This window comes from Paenibacillus dendritiformis (assembly GCF_945605565.1).
In the GTDB taxonomy this organism is placed as follows: Bacteria; Bacillota; Bacilli; order Paenibacillales; family Paenibacillaceae; genus Paenibacillus_B; species Paenibacillus_B dendritiformis_A.
This window is the reverse complement of sequence record NZ_OX216966.1, coordinates 5,359,780-5,378,422: the sequence shown is the minus strand read 5'-3', so window position 1 is coordinate 5,378,422 and position 18,643 is coordinate 5,359,780. Positions and strand designations below refer to the sequence as shown.

At 51.8% G+C, this 18,643-nt stretch carries 18 protein-coding genes and 1 other RNA gene; 15 read left to right on the top strand and 4 right to left on the bottom strand.

What is annotated here, in order from left to right; all coding sequences use genetic code 11:
* Positions 1-76: 76 nt before the first annotated feature.
* The 9 genes from NNL35_RS24135 (at position 77) to NNL35_RS24095 (ending at position 10,601) form a co-directional block, all read left to right on the top strand.
* Complete coding sequence (locus NNL35_RS24135; protein ID WP_083835589.1) at positions 77-1,384, top strand: MFS transporter; 1,308 nt, start codon at positions 77-79, stop codon at positions 1,382-1,384.
* A 543-nt stretch (positions 1,385-1,927) separates the two neighbouring features.
* Positions 1,928-3,712: a peptide ABC transporter substrate-binding protein gene (locus tag NNL35_RS24130; RefSeq protein WP_006678049.1), complete on the top strand. Its 1,785-nt coding sequence runs from the start codon at positions 1,928-1,930 to the stop codon at positions 3,710-3,712.
* 73 nt (positions 3,713-3,785) lie between these two features.
* Positions 3,786-4,733 (top strand): ABC transporter permease, encoded by a 948-nt coding sequence (locus NNL35_RS24125; protein WP_006678048.1) that lies wholly within the window; start codon positions 3,786-3,788, stop codon positions 4,731-4,733.
* Positions 4,733-5,866 carry an ABC transporter permease gene (locus tag NNL35_RS24120; protein ID WP_006678047.1) on the top strand — a complete coding sequence of 378 codons (1,134 nt, stop codon included), beginning with the start codon at positions 4,733-4,735 and terminating at the stop codon, positions 5,864-5,866. The genes NNL35_RS24125 and NNL35_RS24120 overlap by 1 nt, the downstream gene beginning before the upstream one ends.
* 17 nt (positions 5,867-5,883) lie before the next feature.
* Entirely contained in the window at positions 5,884-6,939 is a 1,056-nt protein-coding gene (locus tag NNL35_RS24115) for an ABC transporter ATP-binding protein (protein ID WP_006678046.1), read from the top strand.
* 1 nt (position 6,940) lies between these two features.
* A complete protein-coding gene (locus NNL35_RS24110) occupies positions 6,941-7,894 on the top strand; it encodes an ABC transporter ATP-binding protein (protein ID WP_006678045.1) in 954 nt (317 codons plus the stop codon).
* Positions 7,895-8,074: 180 nt separating this feature from the next.
* A complete protein-coding gene (locus tag NNL35_RS24105; RefSeq protein WP_006678044.1) occupies positions 8,075-8,275 on the top strand; it encodes a DUF3906 family protein in 201 nt (66 codons plus the stop codon).
* A 66-nt stretch (positions 8,276-8,341) separates the two neighbouring features.
* Positions 8,342-8,878 carry an NADPH-dependent FMN reductase gene (locus tag NNL35_RS24100; RefSeq protein ID WP_040732194.1) on the top strand — a complete coding sequence of 179 codons (537 nt, stop codon included), beginning with the start codon at positions 8,342-8,344 and terminating at the stop codon, positions 8,876-8,878.
* Between the two features lie 163 nt (positions 8,879-9,041).
* On the top strand, positions 9,042-10,601 hold the full coding sequence (locus NNL35_RS24095) for an IS1182 family transposase (RefSeq protein ID WP_006679945.1): 1,560 nt from the start codon (positions 9,042-9,044) through the stop codon (positions 10,599-10,601).
* Positions 10,602-10,733: 132 nt separating this feature from the next.
* Here the strand turns inward: NNL35_RS24095 and NNL35_RS24090 are convergent, their stop codons facing one another.
* The gene (locus NNL35_RS24090; protein ID WP_006678042.1) at positions 10,734-11,561 is read right to left on the bottom strand and encodes a YitT family protein; all 828 of its coding nucleotides are present in this window, start codon (positions 11,559-11,561) and stop codon (positions 10,734-10,736) included.
* 270 nt (positions 11,562-11,831) lie between these two features.
* On the opposite strand from NNL35_RS24090, the gene cshA reads away from it, so the two are divergent.
* Entirely contained in the window at positions 11,832-13,385 is a 1,554-nt protein-coding gene (gene cshA / locus NNL35_RS24085; protein ID WP_006678041.1) for a degradosome RNA helicase CshA, read from the top strand.
* Positions 13,386-13,476: 91 nt separating this feature from the next.
* Here cshA and NNL35_RS24080 read toward each other — a convergent pair whose 3' ends face one another.
* The gene (locus NNL35_RS24080; protein ID WP_006678040.1) at positions 13,477-13,578 is read right to left on the bottom strand and encodes a hypothetical protein; all 102 of its coding nucleotides are present in this window, start codon (positions 13,576-13,578) and stop codon (positions 13,477-13,479) included.
* Between the two features lie 176 nt (positions 13,579-13,754).
* Between NNL35_RS24080 and NNL35_RS24075 the strand changes: the two genes are divergently transcribed.
* The 3 genes from NNL35_RS24075 to NNL35_RS24065 all read left to right on the top strand — a co-directional run bounded on the left by NNL35_RS24075 (position 13,755) and on the right by NNL35_RS24065 (position 15,413).
* A complete protein-coding gene (locus NNL35_RS24075) occupies positions 13,755-14,585 on the top strand; it encodes a YesL family protein (RefSeq protein ID WP_040732191.1) in 831 nt (276 codons plus the stop codon).
* A 102-nt stretch (positions 14,586-14,687) separates the two neighbouring features.
* Positions 14,688-14,869, top strand: a non-coding RNA gene (gene ssrS / locus NNL35_RS24070) — 6S RNA.
* A gap of 151 nt (positions 14,870-15,020) precedes the next feature.
* Positions 15,021-15,413, top strand: coding sequence for a DUF1499 domain-containing protein (locus NNL35_RS24065; RefSeq protein WP_006678038.1), 393 nt, complete (start codon positions 15,021-15,023; stop codon positions 15,411-15,413).
* Positions 15,414-15,512: 99 nt separating this feature from the next.
* Here NNL35_RS24065 and tpx read toward each other — a convergent pair whose 3' ends face one another.
* On the bottom strand, positions 15,513-16,025 hold the full coding sequence (gene tpx, locus NNL35_RS24060) for a thiol peroxidase (RefSeq protein ID WP_006678037.1): 513 nt from the start codon (positions 16,023-16,025) through the stop codon (positions 15,513-15,515).
* A 222-nt stretch (positions 16,026-16,247) separates the two neighbouring features.
* Between tpx and NNL35_RS24055 the strand changes: the two genes are divergently transcribed.
* Together NNL35_RS24055 and gltC are read left to right on the top strand one after the other, a co-directional pair.
* Positions 16,248-16,847, top strand: coding sequence for a rhomboid family intramembrane serine protease (locus NNL35_RS24055; RefSeq protein ID WP_006678036.1), 600 nt, complete (start codon positions 16,248-16,250; stop codon positions 16,845-16,847).
* A gap of 56 nt (positions 16,848-16,903) precedes the next feature.
* Positions 16,904-17,854, top strand: a complete 951-nt coding sequence (gene gltC / locus NNL35_RS24050) for a glutamate biosynthesis transcriptional regulator GltC (RefSeq protein WP_040732188.1) — start codon at positions 16,904-16,906, stop codon at positions 17,852-17,854.
* Between the two features lie 83 nt (positions 17,855-17,937).
* On the opposite strand, the gene NNL35_RS24045 is transcribed toward gltC, so the two are convergent.
* A complete protein-coding gene (locus NNL35_RS24045) occupies positions 17,938-18,621 on the bottom strand; it encodes a zinc metallopeptidase (protein WP_006678034.1) in 684 nt (227 codons plus the stop codon).
* Positions 18,622-18,643 lie beyond the last annotated feature (22 nt).

Genomic DNA, 18,643 nt, shown 5'->3' with positions numbered 1-18,643 from the left:
TGACCATTATATTGACTTTTGTTAATGAATAGAATATATTGATTCAAAAAAAGAGGGATAAAAGTGGATATGCTTTATGAAAGGACGTAGTTCGATGGACCAGCAATTGAAAGCCACGCCCCAATCCGGTATTTGGGGCAATCGCAATTACCGCTTCTTTTTGACGGCGGCCCTCATTTCCAGTCCCGGTTATTTTATTTATATCATCGCCGTGGAATGGCTGATGCTCACGATGTACGAGTCGCGCAGTTATTTGGGCATGATGTTGTTCGCCTCTACGTTCGCCCGGCTGTTGTTTACGATCTATGGCGGAATTATTGCCGATCGGTTAAACCGAAAATTGGTCGTTCTTATCTCGCAGTGGTCGGAATTGCTTCTTATCGCGTCCATTTTGGCTTGTTATCTGACCGATACGCTTACTCCGATTTTCCTGATCATCGTTTCTTTTCTGTTTGGCATTATGGACGCATTTTCCGGTCCTGCGCATTCTTCCATGATCGTCTCCATTACCGATAAAGATTCGCTGCAGCGGGCGAATGGACTGTTGCGGATGGCCGGGCAATACAGCCTTATTATCGGGCCGCTCATAGGCAGTACATTAATTATTTCTATCGGATTTACTGGAGTTTTTTTGTTCTGTATGGCAATGCTTCTCATTTCTTCATTGCTTATCGCTTGCGTTCGAACCTCGCCGCAGCAGGTTGAATCCACACGCTCAACAACCCCATGGGAGGACTTTCGCGCTTCGCTTGCCTATGTTCGGGGGCATCGCATTTTGCCAATTACCACAGGAATTGGTTTCCTCATGAATTTTTTTATCGCCGGGCCGATGGGAGTCATGATTCCGATTATGGCCCGGGATATTTTGCAGGGCAGCGCCTTCGTGCTTGCTTGTCTGCAGATCTCGCTGGGCATCGGATTTATACTGGGAGCGCTTACGACCTCGTTGTGCAAAACGTTTGTTCGTCCCGGGCTTATTATGCTGTGCTTCCTGGCCGTCGTCGTGCTCGGCTATAGCGCACTCGGCTTCATACACCAGTTTGCGCTGGCGGTATGCGCGCTTTTCGCAATCGGCTACTCGATCCAACTTTCTAACATTCCCATTTTTACATACATTCAGAAGACGACAGAGCCTCATATGCTGGGTAAAGTGACAGCGATTATGACATCAGTATCGACCGCTTTGACTCCGTTATCTTTGGCGCTCATGTCGTATCTGTTGCATCTAGGCGTCGAACTTCAATCTGTCGTTCGTGTGAATGGAATTTGTTTGATGCTGATCACAGCGGGCGCTTTTTGTATTACGCCGCTACGGACGTTGAGTGATGAGACTTCAGCGGTAAAACACAAAAATACAGTACAGGATGACGGAGTATCTACATAAAACAGCTTTCAACATAAAGCGGATCCATACTCGGGTTTGCAATTAGTGCAGACCCTTTTTACGTAGAACTGCCCGGGCAGACATAGCAGGCCTCTGCAGTTCGAGTTCTTATGCTGTTTTCGATTGTGAAGTTTTCTACTGTTTTTTCGGTTAAGTAAGAAAATTGAGAAGAAAGAAGTTTGGTGCTGGAACATACACCGTATTTTAGGGTTAATTTCTCTTCTTTATTAAGTTTAACAATATCCCCCTTCCAGATCACATATTTATATCTTGACTACGATTTGTCACTTTGATAGGCTTTTAATAATTGCATTCCACTATTTTCCTCGAGCGTATACTTCTTTGTCACCAATGTAATGTATTGCATATCCTATATCCAAAGATTTGATCTGGTAAAAAAATGGATCATAATTGCATTAATTAACATTTAATTGATTCCATGAGGAATTTTGTCGATGGAATAGGTTTTCTGCATGTCCGTTTTCATTGTTACCCGCATAAATTGACATACATGAACAACATTTAACATGAGGAGGGGATCTTATGACACAGCCAAAAAAACCTTTTCTGGTGATTTTGGCCATGTTGATGGCGCTATCCTTCGCTGGCTGCACCAGCGGAGGCGGCAATGACGCCAGCCAGACGAAGCAAGAGAGCACAGAGGGGGAAAGCAAGCAAAATTCCGGGGAGAAGGAAGCTTCCGACAAGCAGTCCGTGATGCGCTTTTCCAGTGTATCGGTGGAGACGTTTAACCAGCATATGAGTGAAAATGCAGAGGCGTCGAAGCTGATGGAGTATATTTATGGCAGTTTGCTTGAACTGATCTATGATGAAGCAACGGACAATGTGAAGTTTGTGCCTTACCAGGCTGTTGATTTGCCAGTGACTTCTGACAACAAAACATGGACCTTCAATCTGAAGGAAGGACTAAAATGGACGGATGGAACGCCAATTACGGCGCATGATTATGAATATTCATACCAGATGCTGCTGGACCCGAAGCTGGTCAACCGCAATGCGTTCATCCTATTCGATAGTATACCAGTTGTAAGCGCTAACAAATATTTTAAGGGTGAAGCCAAGTGGGAAGAGGTCGGCATTAAAGCGAAGGATGACCTGACGCTGGAGATTGTGCTGGAGACAGAAATGCCTGAAATTGATGTATTTAGCGTCTTTGCAGGCGGGGGAGCGACATCGCCCATCCACAAACAATTGTATGAGGCGGGCATGAATGCGGATAGAACGTCCACGACGTATGGGACGACGCTGGAACAAGTACCTTCCAGCGGCACGTACCGGCTGACTGAGTGGGTGCGCGACCAGTACCGCGTATTCGAGAAAAATCCGGATGCAACGTTGAAAGATGTCTATACGCCGGATCGCATCGAAAACCGGGTCGTCATGGATAGCTCCACCAGAATGCAGTTATGGGAGAAGGGCGAAATCGAAAGTGTCTCGATCAGCGGGGAGCAATTCGATAAATATGGCGACGATCCAAGAGTTGTCTATACCGAAGCGAAATCGGTATGGGGCTTCTATGTAAATACCGAATCGAAGAAAAATCCGATTCTGGCGAACAATGATTTGCGTAAAGCGCTGTTCTACGGAATCGATCGCGATAAATTGTCGAAGGGGATTTTCAAAACCTTCAAATCTGCTCCGTACTATATTTCTACGATTTGCATGGTAGGGGATTATCGGAAGGGAGAAAAGTACCGCGATACGGAAGCGGCCAAGGCGATCCTTCCCGAAGGAACCGGCTACGATCCGGAGCTCGCGAAGGAATATTTCGATAAGGCCTACGCGGCGAATGGTAACAAGAAGATCACGATTGAAATTACTTATTTCGATGCCCAAGATACGATGAAGCAAACCGCTGAAGTGACGGAAGAGTTGTACGAGAATCTGTTCGGCAAAGACCGCCTTGACATCAAGCTGCGTGCAATGCCATTTAATGCCGCTTATGACGCCTACCGGGACGGTGATTTTGAATTGGGCATTGGCGCCATTACCCAGAACGCGTTCAACCCATGGTCCAGCATGAAGGCATGGAGAACCGACTTCCCGAACCGTTCGCATCGCTTCAGCAGTCCGGAATTCGACGAGCTCCAAAAGCGGACGACGACCGGGGATCTGCTGCTGAAACCTGAGGAAAGACTTCAAGCGTTAGTGGAAATGGAAAAAATGCTGCTGGACTATGTTCCGCAAATTCCGCTGTTCCAAAATGATAATGCAATGCTGTATCAGGACCGGATTGAACTTTTGGCTAAAGGGAAATTTTTCCCGGAAATCGAGTTCGCTCCGCTGCAATCCATCATTCATGACTAGGTAAAAGCTGGAGGCCTTGCGCAACCATCCGTTGCACAAGGTCTCCGAATTTGCGAAAAGGAGCTTCAGGCCCATGCTGCGTTACATATCGCAAAGACTGGTTGCAATGGCAATCACTTTGTTTCTGATCATCAGCCTGCTTTTCTTTCTGATCCATTCCATGCCTGGAAGCATCGTGAGCGATCCAATGCTGCCACTGGACGTGAAGGAGCGCATCGAAGCGAAATACCATTTGGACAAGCCGCTTGTTGTCCAGTACGTATATTTTTTGGAAGATTTCCTCAGCTTCAATTTCGGCGATTCGATTAAAGTGCAGCCGAAGGTTCCGGTCTTCGATATTATTAAGGACAAGCTGCCGATTACGATCCAGCTTAATGTTTTCGCGCTTATCTTTACACTGCCGATCGGCATTATGCTCGGCATTTGGGCGGCGCTAAAGAAGAATACCGCGACCGATCATACCCTTAATATTATGGTCGTGCTGTTCATCTCGGTGCCTTCGTTCGTAATTGCGGCGCTGCTCCAATATATCGTCGCGTTCAAATGGGAACTGGTGCCGATCCTTCTCTCGGCGGAGCAATCGCTGAGCTGGACGAAGCTGCAATCGATGATTTTGCCGGTTCTGGCGTTATCCTTCGGTGAAATCGCGGTCATTACCCGCTATCTGAGAGCGGAACTATGCGAAGCGCTTAACTCGGACTATATGCTGCTGGCCCGGACGAAGGGGCTAACCCTCACGCAGGCGACCTTGCGCCATGCGATTCGCAACTCGTTCGTTCCGCTGTCCAATATTATTATTCCGTTGTTTTTCTCGATCTTGTCGGGAGCGATCGTCATTGAGAACATTTTCAGCGTGCCAGGGCTTGGCTCTCTGGTGGTCAACTCGATTAACTCTCTCGATCATCCGTTAACGATTGCCATCATGTTCTTTTATTCCTTGATCGGCCTAATCAGCATTTTGGTCGTGGATCTGTCTTACGGCATCATTGATCCGCGGATCCGCATGGGAGGGAAGAAATGATGAACATCGAAACGGAGAAACGTAAAGGGCAGAACCCGTTCGAGCTGGTGCAGCGCGAGAAGCAGCTCGCCGACCAGAAGTTCGAAGGTCAGGCGATCGGCTTTTTCAAGGACGCGATGCTGCGTTTCCGCAAAAATAAAGCGTCCACCGTTGCCGCTTTTTTTATCGGCTTTATTATCTTGATGGCTATCATCGCCCCATTGCTCAGCTCCTTTACATACCGCGAGCAGCATATTGAATGGACCTTGCTGCCGCCGCGCGTGCCGGGGATCGAGAAGCTGGGCATCTTCGACGGCACGAGGACGATGGATATTCAAAAGGCCAGTCTGGATGTGAAATATAAAGACAGCGTCGTCAAAATCATCGATGAATTCGAAATGGAGTATCGCGGCCGCAAAATTCCGATGGTGAAGGCGAAAGTAGACATGTACCAATTAAAAGAAGCAAAGGATCAGTATTTTTGGATGGGTACGGACTCGCTGGGGCGTGATCAGTGGACGCGCCTGTGGAAAGGGACGCGAATTTCGCTTCTAATCGGATTCATGGCCGTTACGATTAACGTGCTCATCGGCATCACCTACGGCTCGATATCCGGGTATTACGGCGGAAAAGTTGACATGATTATGCAGCGGATTATCGAAATATTGAACGGTGTTCCGTCGCTTGTGCTCGTCATTCTATTTGTCATGTTTTTGGGAGCGGGAATTATGCCGATCATTTTGGCGATGGTCATCACCGGCTGGATCGGGATGAGCCGGATGATTCGGGCCCAGTTCTATAAATACAAGGGACAGGAATATGTATTGGCATCGCGAACGATGGGAGCCAAAGATCGGGTTCTCATCTTCCGGCACATCCTGCCGAACGCTATCGGTCCGATCATTACCCAAGCGACGCTTGCTGTTCCGGGAGCTATATTCACCGAGTCGTTCCTGTCTTATCTAGGATTGGGGATTGGCGCGCCTGAGCCTTCGATTGGCGTTCTTCTGGCGGATGGTCAGAAATTGCTGCTGGATCATCCTCATTTGACGCTGTTCCCGGCCATTGTCATCTCGATTCTGATGCTCTCGTTCAACTTGTTCGGGAACGGACTGCGAGATGCCTTTGATCCGACGCTAAGAGGACAAGAATAGGAGCGGGGTGAAGACAGATGACTGTGGCAACGAACAAGGAAACGGTATTGCAGGTCAAGGATCTGCGTATTACGTTCAACAGCTTTGCGGGCAAGATTCATGCCGTGCGCGGCGTAGGCTTCGAGCTGCATCGCGGAGAGACGCTGGCGATTGTCGGCGAATCGGGCTCGGGCAAATCGGTGACCAATAAAGCGATTATGGGCATTTTGTCCAAGAACGCCAATATTGAGGGTGGAAGCATACTCTATCAAGGGGATGATCTGACCCAATATACGGAGCGGCAATTTACGCAGATTCGCGGCTCCAAAATCGCGATGATCTTTCAGGATCCGATGTCTTCGTTGAATCCGATCATGAAGGTCGGGAAGCAGATTATGGAAGCGCTTCGGGCCCACAACATCAGCAAAGCGAAGGCCCGGGAAAGAGCGCTGGAGCTGATGGTAGCGGTCGGCATCCCCGATCCGGAGAAAAGGTTTGAGCAGTATCCGTTCCAATTTTCGGGAGGGATGAGACAGCGGATTGTCATTGCCATCGCGCTGGCGAGCGATCCGGAAATATTGATCTGCGATGAGCCGACGACGGCGCTGGACGTGACGATTCAGGCGCAAATTCTTGATTTGATCAAGCAGATTCAAAAAGAGCGCCAGCTGTCGGTCATTTTTATTACGCATGATCTGGGCGTTGTGGCGAATATGGCGGATCGGGTAGCGGTCATGTATGCCGGTAAAATCGTGGAATACGGCACGGTGGATGAAATTTTCTATAATCCGAAGCATCCGTATACATGGAGTCTGCTCGTCTCAATGCCTGATCTGGATACAAGCGCATCGGATGAGCTGCTCGTTATTCCGGGCACGCCGCCAAATATGCTGTACCCGCCGCAGGGAGACGCGTTCGCGCCGCGCAACCGCTATGCGATGCGCATCGACTTCGAGGAGGAGCCGCCGATGTACCAAGTGAGCGATACGCACTTTGCCGCCACATGGCTCCTTCACCCGAATGCTCCGCCCGTGCAGCTTCCTGATGTCCTGAAGCGGCGGATTGCGCAGCAAACCGAAAGGCTGGTGCGATAACATGATGAATTCGACGGTACCGCCGGTGCTGGAAGTGAAAAATCTGAAGCAATACTTCACGAGCGGGTTCGGACGGAGAAAAACGGTACTGAAGGCGGTCGACGATGTCAGCTTCACGATTCACAAGGGGGAAACGTTCGGTCTCGTCGGCGAATCCGGCTGCGGAAAGACGACGACCGGCAGGACGATTATCCGTCTGTACCAGCCTACTAGCGGGGAGATCTACTTCAATGGGAAGCTGATTTCGGGTCGGTTGAGCAAGGAAGCGAGACAAGAAGTGACGCGCGGCATGCAGATGATTTTCCAGGATCCGATCGCTTCGCTGAACCCGCGAATGACGGTCAAGGAAATTATCGGGGAAGGCCTCAAAATCAACAAGCTGTGCAAGAACGAAAAAGAGATGCTTGCCATGGTCTATGACATTTTGGAGATGGTCGGTCTGACCAAAGAGCATGCGAGCCGGTACCCTCACGAATTTTCCGGAGGCCAGCGGCAGCGGATCGGCATCGCGCGGGCGCTGATTACGAACCCTGATCTGATCATCGCGGACGAGCCGATATCGGCGCTGGACGTATCGATTCAAGCTCAGGTGCTGAATCTGCTCAACCGGCTGCGGAAGAAGCTGGGACTGACGATATTGTTCATCGCGCATGATCTGTCGGTCGTCAAATATTTCTCCGATCGGATCGGGGTCATGTATAACGGCAAGCTCGTGGAGCTGGCCAATGCCGATGAATTGTATAAACGGCCGCTGCATCCGTATACGCAGTCGCTGCTGTCGGCGATACCGCTGCCAGATCCGCATCACGAGCGGAACCGCAAGCGGATATACTACAATCCGGACATCCATGATTATAAGTCGGAACGTCCGGAGTTGATTGAGATTCGGCCGGGTCATTTTGTTTATGCGTCTCCGTCGGAAGCCGAGGCATACAGGAAAAAAATATCGTTATAGGCGAACCTTAATACACCGCGGCTCTCAGAAGGCGGAGCTGAGGCGCGGTGTGTTTCATTTGTCGAAAAACGAGATCAATGCTCCGCATAGACGATAGCCGCTTCAACCTGTAGAATTGAGCCTTTTCTTGACGGTTACTTCCTGTTTATGTATGATTTGCAAAAGGGGAGGGACGAAGGCATGTACATATTTCGGTTGGAAGCGTCATCGGCGCAGGGACCGTTCGTCTGTGTCGTGATCGCCGAATCGGAAGCAGAAGCGTTCACTCATGCGGAAGCGTATTTGACACGTGAAGCGCCGGGCGCAGAATGGACAGACCTGGCGTTGTTGGAAAAGAAGCGCTGCCGTTCTGGCAGCGGGTATGTCATCCCCTCCCGTTAGGTCAGGTTGTTCATCCATAGATGATGTTCGCTTGCCAACCGCAACATGACGGAAGGAGAGAAGATTGTGCGTATTGTATGTATTGCCGGGAGTAATCACGCGGACGCGACCAGCTCCAAGCTGGTGCGCTATATCGCGGCACGGCTGCAAGGAAAGGATCACGAGGCGGAGGTAGTGGAGCTGCATCTCCTGCCGCTTCCTTTGTACGACCCGGATGTGGACGAGGAGAATGCGAACGTGCTTCGTCTGAAGAAGGCGGTCAAGGAGAGCGACGCGATTGTGCTGGCGACGCCGGAGTACCATGGCACCCTGTCGGGCGTGCTGAAAAATGCGCTCGACTACTTGAATTTCGAGTATTTCAACAACAAGGTGGTGCTGTCGGTCAGCTCGGCTGGCGGTGCGGTCGGCGTCAGCTCCTTGTCCCACCTCCAGACGATCGTGCGGAACCTGCACGGAATCAACTGCCCGGAGTGGATCTCGATCGGAGGAGATCAGCGGGAATTTACCGCTGACGGCGTGCCAGCGCATGATCATGTCGTGAAGCGCGTGAACAAGACGCTGGACTATTTCCTGGCGCTGGCGCAGAATACGCGCGCCCTCTAAAATAGCAGGTATGGACTCATAAGATGATCGAACAAGGGGCTGTCCCAAAAGGTCATCGTTAGATGACTGAAGGACACCCCTTCTTCAATTTGTAAAACAAAAAAAACCTTTCCTTGGTAAAATGGAGGTACCACCCAACCACATACCAAAAGGAGAGGTTTCTTTGTACATTCAATATACCATGGACCAACTGTATCTGCCAATGGACTTGGAGGACGACATTCCCCAAAATCACCTTGTTCGAGTCGTCAACGAGGCGGTCAATCGTTTGGACGACCAGATCTTTAAAGCCGCCTATCCTGGCGGAGGACGCGACAGTTACCATCCTAAAATGCTTACCAAAGTTATTATTTACGCCTACACACAGCGGATCTACTCCTCTCGCCAAATTGCCAAAGCGGTCCGAGAGAATGTCATGTTTATGTGGATAGCTGGTAGACAGCGTCCAGATTTCCGTACCATTAATCGCTTTCGCTCCGAGAGAATGAAAAATGTGCTGGAGGTCGTTTTCACAAGCGTCCTTCAATTTCTTGCTGAGGAAAGGTATGTAAAGCTCGAGCATTACTTTGTCGACGGTACCAAAATTGAGGCGAATGCCAATCGGTACACGTTCGTCTGGGGCAAGGCCGTTGTAAAACAGAAAGCGAAGTTGCAAGAAAAAGTACAGACATTGTTTGCAACGATCGAAGCGGCGGAGAAGCAGGAAGATCAGGAGCAGGCTGGGCAAGACCTTGCCGAGCTCGGCGAAGCATCCGCGCTGACCAGCGAAAAGCTGGAGGCGGCCGTTCAGCAATTGGAGGCAAAACTGCAAACCCAACCGAAGGACAAGTCTCTTAAAAAAGCGGTGCGCGCACTCCGAAAAGACCTCCTCCCGCGTTTGCAAAAATATGAGACCCATCAAGAGCGCCTCGGCGACCGGAACAGCTACAGCAAGACAGATCCCGACGCCACCTTCATGCGGATGAAAGAAGATCACATGCGTAATGGCCAACTCAAGCCCGGCTACAATGTGCAGATTGGAACGGAAAACCAGTTCATTATCGGCTACAGCTTGCATCAACGCCCGACCGACACGCGCTGCCTTAAGCCGCATTTGGAGAAGGTTAAAGCAGCTCTTGGCAAGCTGCCGAAAACAGTCATCGCAGATGCAGGGTACGGCGGAGAAGAAAACTATGCTTACTTGGAAAGCGAACAACTAGAAGCATTGGTGAAATACAGCACATACCACAAGGAAAAGTCGAAGAAGTGGCAGCAAGATATCAGTAAGCTGGACAACTGGCAGTACGACGAAGCCGAAGATAGGTGGACGTGTGCAGCGGGTCGCCAACTGCTGTTTCGTTACGAAAGCAAGGAAATGACTGAAAGCGGATATGAGGTACGGAAGCGACACTACCGAAGCGAAAGCTGCGAAGGATGTCCACTCAAAGCAACTTGTACGAAAGCAAAAGGGAACCGGGAAATCAGCGTGAGTTTGAAATACCTACGTTACAAGCAGCAAGCACGGGAGAAACTCAGGAGTGAGGAAGGATACGCGCTGTCGGTTCGGAGAATGATTGAACCGGAGAGTGTATTTGGACAAATGAAAAACAATCGGGGATTCAGACGTTTTCTGCTTCGAGGCCTGCCCAAAGTGAGCCTCGAGGTCGGGTGGCTTTCGCTCGCCCACAATTTGCTTAAGAAGGCGGCAATCGACCAAAAGTCAGAAATGGCGATGCAGGGATAACCACCTAGCATCGCCATTTCTTTGTTTTTTGCACAGGTTTCCATCAAGCGAACTGCCCCTTCAAGTGAGCATACCTACTTTTGGGACAGCCTCTTGGTTTTTGGCTGGAGGGAGCATGTCCCCGCAGAACGCTTACTTCGACAGCGGGCGCCGGAAATTGCCGATGACGCCGACCGTCTCCACAATATTGACGAACGCCTTCGGATCGATCTCCATGATGCTGCGCTTCAGATCGGGCAGCTCGTAGCGGGTTGTCACAGTCATGAGCATATCCTTCTCTATGTCGGTGAACGCGCCTCGCGTTTTGATAACGGTTACGCCGTGCGGAAGACAAAGCAGCTTATTGATAAGCGCTTCCTTCTCCCGGGTAATGATAAACACGGTCACCTTGTAATGGTTGATGTAGATCGTGCCGATGATTTTGCCCGTCGTGAAGATGGACACCATGGAATAGAGGACAAGCTCCCATTCCTGGGATATGTATCCGTGCGAGAAAATAACGGCGCCGTTCAAGATAATCAGGATGCTCTGAATCGAGAAATCGCGATAGCGTGTCACGATCGATCCGATGATGTCGAAGCCGCCGGAAGAGCCGCCGACGCGCAGCGAGATTCCGCTTCCAATTCCGACGAGCGTCCCGCCGAAGATGGCGGCAAGCAGCGGCTCATTGGTCACCGAATGGACGGGAATGACCGTCAGCAGCCAGGTCGTAGTGGCGACGCTGAGAATGCTGTACCCGATGAACCGCCTGCCCAGTACGAACCAGCCCCAGATCAGGATCGGAAGGTTAAAGGTGAAGTACAAGACGCTTGGATTCCAGCCGGTCAAGTAATTCGTTACCAGCGACACGCCCGATAACCCGCCGCTGAGCAAATGGTGCGGGAGCAGGAACAGATTGAAGGAGGCGGCGATGCAGGCGGCGCCGATAATGATAATGATGCAGTGGAAAATTCGTTTCAACGTGAAGTCACCTCATGAGGTAGTATTGGTTAGTTCGGAACTGGTATTCTTTTAATCATTTGTGTTATAATATGCTGGATATTCTTGAGTAGGCTTATGATACCCACGATGTCCATAATATGATTACATGGTGGAAGTCCGCCGTGCAGGACCCCTCCGCATTGTATATGAGAAGACGAATGGCTGGAAGTGCCTTTCGTCACCATTGTCGCGCTACTTAAGAATACAGACAAGGCTGTGGATTGTCCACAATGAAGGAGTATGAATATATTGAAGACATTTGTTGAATTCGGCCTGGAGCCGAAATTGCTTCAAGCGATTACGGAATTAGGGTTTGAAGAAGCCACTCCGATTCAAGAAAAAGCGATTCCGGTAGCCATGACGGGACGTGACTTGATTGGACAGGCTCAGACAGGAACAGGCAAGACCGCCGCATTTGGAATTCCGCTTATCTCCAAGATTGACCCGTCGGAAGAGCGAGTCGTCGCTCTCGTCATGACCCCTACCCGCGAGTTAGCCATTCAGGTAGCCGAAGAGATCGGCAAGCTGACCCGATTCAAAGGAGTTCGTTCCCTGCCGATTTACGGCGGACAGGATATTGGCCGGCAGATTCGCGCACTGAAAAAGCACCCGCAGATTATTATCGGAACGCCGGGCCGCTTGCTTGACCATATTAACCGGAAGACGATTCGTCTGGACCATGTGCAGACGGTCGTATTGGACGAGGCGGACGAGATGCTCGACATGGGCTTCATGGAAGACATCACGTCGATTCTGAGCCTCGTGCCGGAAGAGCGCCAGACGATGCTGTTCTCGGCCACGATGCCGCCGAACATCCAGAAGCTGGCGAATCAATTCCTGCGCGATCCGGAGCATGTCTCCGTCATGCCGAAGCAGGTGAGCGCACCGCTGATCGAACAAGCTTATATCGAAGTGCCTGAACGGGTGAAGTTCGATGCATTGAGCCGCTTGCTCGACATGGAATCGCCGGAGCTCGCGATCGTATTCGGCCGCACGAAGCGCCGTGTCGACGAACTGTCCGAAGCGCTGCAGAAGCGCGGCTATTCCGCTGACGGCTTGCACGGTGATCTGTCCCAGAACCAGCGTGACAACGTCATGCGCAAATTCCGCGACGGCAGCATCGATGTGCTGGTCGCTACCGACGTGGCTGCCCGGGGCTTGGACGTATCCGGGGTTACCCATGTCATCAACTTCGACCTGCCGCAGGATCCGGAATCTTACGTGCACCGGATCGGCCGTACCGGCCGCGCCGGCAAGGAAGGCAGCGCCTGGTCGTTCGTTACGCCGCGCGAGATTGACCATTTGAACTTCATCGAACGGGTGACCCGCCACCGCATCCCGCGCAAGCCGATGCCGACGCTGGCGGATGCGATCGAGGGCAAGCAGCGCATTGTCGCCGAACGTATGATGGAAGTGCTGAAGGATACCGATTTGAACGAGTACAAGGGCATTGCGATTCAATTGCTCGAGCAGTACGATTCGGTGCATCTGCTGTCCGCGGCATTCAAGCTGCTGACGGGCGAGAAGAAGGATGTCCAGATCTCGCTGACACCAGAAGATCCGATTCGCGTGAAGCGCCGCAAGCCGGACCTTCGCTCCAGCGGACGCAAGCTGTCCGCGCCGTATAATCGCGGAGGACGCCAAGGAGGCGGCGAGCGCCGCGGAGGCTACGGCCGGGATAACCGTGGCGGATATGGCCGCGACAACCGGGGCGGCGGCAGCCGTGGAGATTACCGGGACCGTAACGGCGATCGCAAACCGCGCCGCTTCAATGATGAAGGACGCCGCCAACGCGACGAATAAGATGTGAATAGGCGACGGCTAATGCCGTCTTCACGATACAACAATACAAAGAGACCGCATCAGAGCGGTCTCTTTGCGTTTATGGCGCCGGTCAGATAATCAGGGCGCGGCTAACGATAACCAACAAAATGAATAACACCAGAATCGTACCTGTCGACGTCCAGAAACCGCCGTATCCTCCTACGTGGCCCATGTTACAACCTCCTTTAGAACATGCAAAGGTTTTGAATTACAGTAGTATCATATGCCGGGGGGGCATTTGCGACTGAGGCAAGTACCCAGAGCGCTGGAAAATAGGCACTGGCATAGCAGGGGAGCTTTGTATTATAGTAGATAGGACAGGATGATGTATTCGAGGGGGAATGACCTTTGGAATTTCGAGGGATAATGGGCGGCTTTTACCGCATTTCGGAATGGATTATGCGATTTTCGGTCACGAACGTGCTGTGGCTGCTCTGTTCGGCGCCGTTTTTCTTTTTTTTGCTCGTCAAATTGATGGTCATGCAGCAAAACATGCTGAACGAATCGATCACGATGAACTGGATGATGGGGATTAGCGCCCCGTTCACGCTCTTCCCGGCGACAGCCGCCATGTTCTCGGTAGGCCGCAAGTGGGTCATGGGCGATACGGATGTCAAATTGCTCAAAACCTTCTTCAAGTCCTACAAGGAAAACTACAAGCAAGCCATGGTTGGCGGCATCTTCTATACGCTGCTGTTCGTCATCATGTATGTGGATTATACCGTATACATGACGCAGCTCAAGTCCATGCAGATCATCGGATTCGTCATGCTCGGACTGCTCATCGTCTTGTTCGTGTCGCTGTTTAATTTTTTCTCGATGGTGGCACACTATCATATGAAAACGGTTCAGCTGGTCAAGAACAGCATCCTGCTGACGCTGCTCCGTCCGTTCCGCATCATCATGACGACCGTCGTCAGCGGCGCCATCTTATATTTCAGCTTGTTCAAATGGCCGTTCCTGCTCATCTTCTTCGCAGGCTCTGTCATTGCCTATTATGCCTTCTTCAACTTCTATGCGGTCTATCAGAAGATGCAGGACCAGCATCAGCGCATGCAGGAGCAGGAGGAAGCAGGAGAAGAGCCGGAGAAGGACGCCGATACGGAAGTGCCCTTCGATGAAGTCGATCACGCTCCGGTCAAGGAGCTTGAAGACGGGAACCGTTATTCCCGTCCCTAATCCGCACGGGTTGCCGGGTGGCGGGAAGCTGCCGCGCACGCTTGGCATGATTGGGAATAAAGTACCGGTTTACATTTGATGCTCTCCGCTATATAATAAGATTACTTCCTGCGATGTACGTGTCGGCTTTCGTTGTTTTGAACCAATGTTTGTTTCTTGGGAGTCCTAGATCGAAGTGCGGCTGGCAAGCCCTCTCGAAGGGAAGTCAAAAGCATTTTTGCGGACACCCACCTGCTAGAGCAGGTTCAGAAACATAAGAGCCAAACGGCATAGGCGGGTTTTCCTATTGACATTTCAGCCACCTTTCATGTGAATGACCATTCGCATGGAAGGTGTTTCTCTTTAATGGACACATTTTTCCTTCCGTTAACTCCGGAACAGTGATACACTATAGATAAGTGAGCAACGGCTGTCATGAAAAGGAGGAACACGCTCTTGTCACTCAAACGAGTATTGGTCGGCATTATTCGCAGTTTTGAATCCAGCGGCGATCGTGCCAAAGACCCCAAATTGAAAACGCATTACTATCAAATGTCCCGGGATAAAGCATGGGAAGAAATCGCATCGACATTGAAGAAGATTCAGGGGTACAAAATACTTCATGAGGTTCCTTCTGTCGGTGAAATCACTATGGAGAAACGGACGATGACCGGACGGACGATGGATATTACTGTCTCTGTCATCAACGTGGGACCAATGAGAACGGCGGTTGATATTTACTCGGCTTCACGCGGGGGATTAGGTGATTTGGGCGCCAATTATCGCGTAATACTCGATTTGTTCGCTGTCTTGGACAAGAAGCTGGCGGCATATAAAGTAAATAGTTAAGGAAGCGGCCGCCGAATAGAGGCAATGGGCACTGCCTGACGATAAAGCGAGAGGAGAGCCGAAACTCTTCTCTCGCTTTTGTTCTCCCTGGAAGCGGAATTACAGCAAGCTTTTGACGGCTTCGACCGCTTTCTCGTAATTCGGATGCTCGGTCATCTCGCCAAGCACTTCGACGTAGCGAATCGTATTGTCTGCGTCAACGACGAAGATGGAGCGCATATCGAGCTGAAGCTCCTTAATCAGGACGCCATAGGCTTCACCGAATGTATTGCCCTTGTAGTCGGACAGCATGACGACATTGTCGACGCCTGCCGCGCCGCACCAGCGGGCCTGCGCGAATGGAAGGTCTGCGCTGACGGTCAGCACGACGACGTTGTCGCCAAGCTTGCCTGCTTCTTCATTGAAGCGGCGGGTCTGCGCATCGCATACGCCCGTATCGATTGAAGGAACGACACTGATGAGCTTAATCTTGCCTGCGAAATCGTTCAGGCCTGCTACCTCCGTCAACGATTTGTTCAATTGGAACTCAGGAGCTTTGTCTCCTGCCTTCAATTCCGGACCCACCAGCGTGATGGGATTGCCCTTGAGCGTAGCTTGACGTTCATTAGCCATATCGTTAGCCTCCTTCAATAAAGTGACGGTAACTTATCGAGGTAGTTCAAAAAGTACGCTTTGGATCACGAAGAGATGCGCCCTTTGAACAGTCATTTACCTTATTTTTCATTATAAAGCTTTGCTTGTACGATTGTCCAATGTCCGTTCGTGATAGGTTCCCCGCATCCATGAGAACGATTGGAGAGTTCAGGCCGGCGGAGAGAGAGGAAGAGAAAACCCGTGATATTTATCCGATATGAAAATTGGCGCAGTTATATCAAGCAGTTCCCTGTAACGACGCTCCTCATTATCGCGAATGTGGCGATGTTCATCGTACTTGCGTTGAATGGGGGAAGCCAGGACAACATGACGCTGTTCCGCTTCGGCGCCGTGTTGAAGATGGAGCCTTATGCAAGCGAGACGTGGCGGTTGGCGACGGCGATGTTCCTGCACTCGGGATTCCAGCATCTCTTGTTCAATATGTTCGCGCTATTCGTGTTCGCGCCGCCGATGGAACGCATCCTTGGCTCCTTCAAATATGCCGTGCTGTATCTGCTGAGCGGCCTGCTAGGCAATGGGGCGGCCTTGTACCTGTCCGAATGGGGAACATTGGCCGTAGGAGCCTCAGGCGCGATTTATGGCGTATACGGAGCTTATCTGTTCATCGCCATTTTTCAACGGTGGGCGCTCGATCAGGCATCGCGGAAGACGATCATGATTATTCTTGGCATCGGGATTGTGCAGTCGTTCGTCATCACCGGCATCAGCTGGAGCGCTCATTTGGGCGGCCTGGCCGCCGGATTCCTATTGTACGCCGTATTGCAGCGCATTCGGTCGTAACGGCTGGCAACGCATCGCAAGAACCGTATTATTGAGTAGAACGGAGCGAGAGATTCGTGGAACTTAGGCAATTGTTGTACTTCGTGAAGGTAGCCCAGAAGGAGCATGTGACGCAGGCAGCGGAGGAGCTTCATGTCGCCCAGTCTGCCGTAAGCCGGCAGATTCACCAGCTGGAGGAGGAGCTTGGCGTCAAGCTGTTCCTGCAGAAGGGTCGCAACCTGCAGCTGACGCCGGTGGGGCAGCTGTTCTGCAGCCGGGCGGAAGCGGTGCTGAAGGATCTGGAGCGTGCGGTTCAAGAGGTGCAGGAATTCATGCATCCGGAGCTGGGAGAGGTGCGAATCGGATTTCCGCACAGCTTGGGGATCCATCTGATTCCAAAGCTGGTGGCCGAGTTCCGGAAGCGGCACCCGAACGTGAAGTTCCGGTTCAAGCAGGGCATGTACCCGTCCCTCATTCGGGACATCGTATCCGGCGAAGTCGATCTCGCCTTCATCTCCCCGTATCCGAAGGACAGCGACATGGTGACCGGGGAGATTGTGCTGAACGAGGAACTGCTTGCCATCCTTCCCCCGAACCATCCGCTGGCCCGGGAGGAGACGATATCGCTGAAGCAGCTGAAGGAAGAGACGTTCGTCATGTTCAGTCCCGGGTATTCGCTGCGGCCGATTGTATGGGATGCCTGCATGAAGGCAGGCTTCACGCCGCATATCGGCTTCGAGGGGGAAGAGACGGAGACGATTCGAGGCCTCGTGGCCGCCGGCATGGGAGTCAGCCTGCTGCCGGATATGGCGCTCCAGCATACATCGGAGCTTCAACCGGCCCGCGTCAGAGTGATCGATCCGGTCGTTACGCGCTCCATCGGGCTGATTCGCCGCATCGACGAGAAGCTGCCGCTGGTCGCGCAGACCTTTCACGCCTTTTTGCTGCAATATTTCAGAGAGCGTGAAGGCAGCGCCCGCGGGCCGGGGAAGGCTGACTCTGTGCAGGGTGAGCTTGAGCAGCTGTAGCGGGCGTTATATATCACAAAAAAAGAGCCTCTTCCTCCTGCTGTCGCAGGGAGAAGGGGCTCTTGTCATTATCACGAGCGGAATTAATCCCGGTTGTTCGCGAAGATCATAATGAACTTGAGCAGTTCAAGAAGCGAGATGAGGGCGGCCGCAACGTACGTCAGGGCGGCAGCGTTCAATACTTTGGCGACGCCGCGCTCCTCTTCGTTCGTAATGAAGCCTTCCGACACCATCAGCTCTCTTGCCCGGTTGCTGGCATTGAACTCGACCGGCAGCGTGACCAGTTGGAACAGCACAGCGGCCGAGAAGAACAGAATTCCGACGAGGAGCAAGTTCGACCATTGGAACAGCAGCCCGGCAATAATGAGGAACGGCGCTGCGCCTGACGTCAGATTGACGAGCGGGAACATGCGGTGCCGCAGGACGAGCATCGGATACGATTGCTGATGCTGAATCGCATGGCCGACTTCGTGGCAGGCGACCGAGATGGCCGAGATCGAGCTCTCATAATAGACAGGCTCGGACAGACGGACGACCCGGTGAATCGGATCATAGTGGTCGGTCAAGGCTCCCTGCACAGGCTCGATCGGAACGTCATGCAGCCCGTTCGCGTCGAGCATGCGCCGCGCCGCTTCGTAGCCGGTCATGCCGCTGCTGGCCTGCACTTGCGTGAAACGGTTGAACGTGCCCTTGACTCGGAATTGGGCCCAGATCGAGATCCCGAGCGCAATAAAAATCAAAAAATCCATAGGATGAAATAAAATCATATTGTTGCCTCCTATCCAGTAC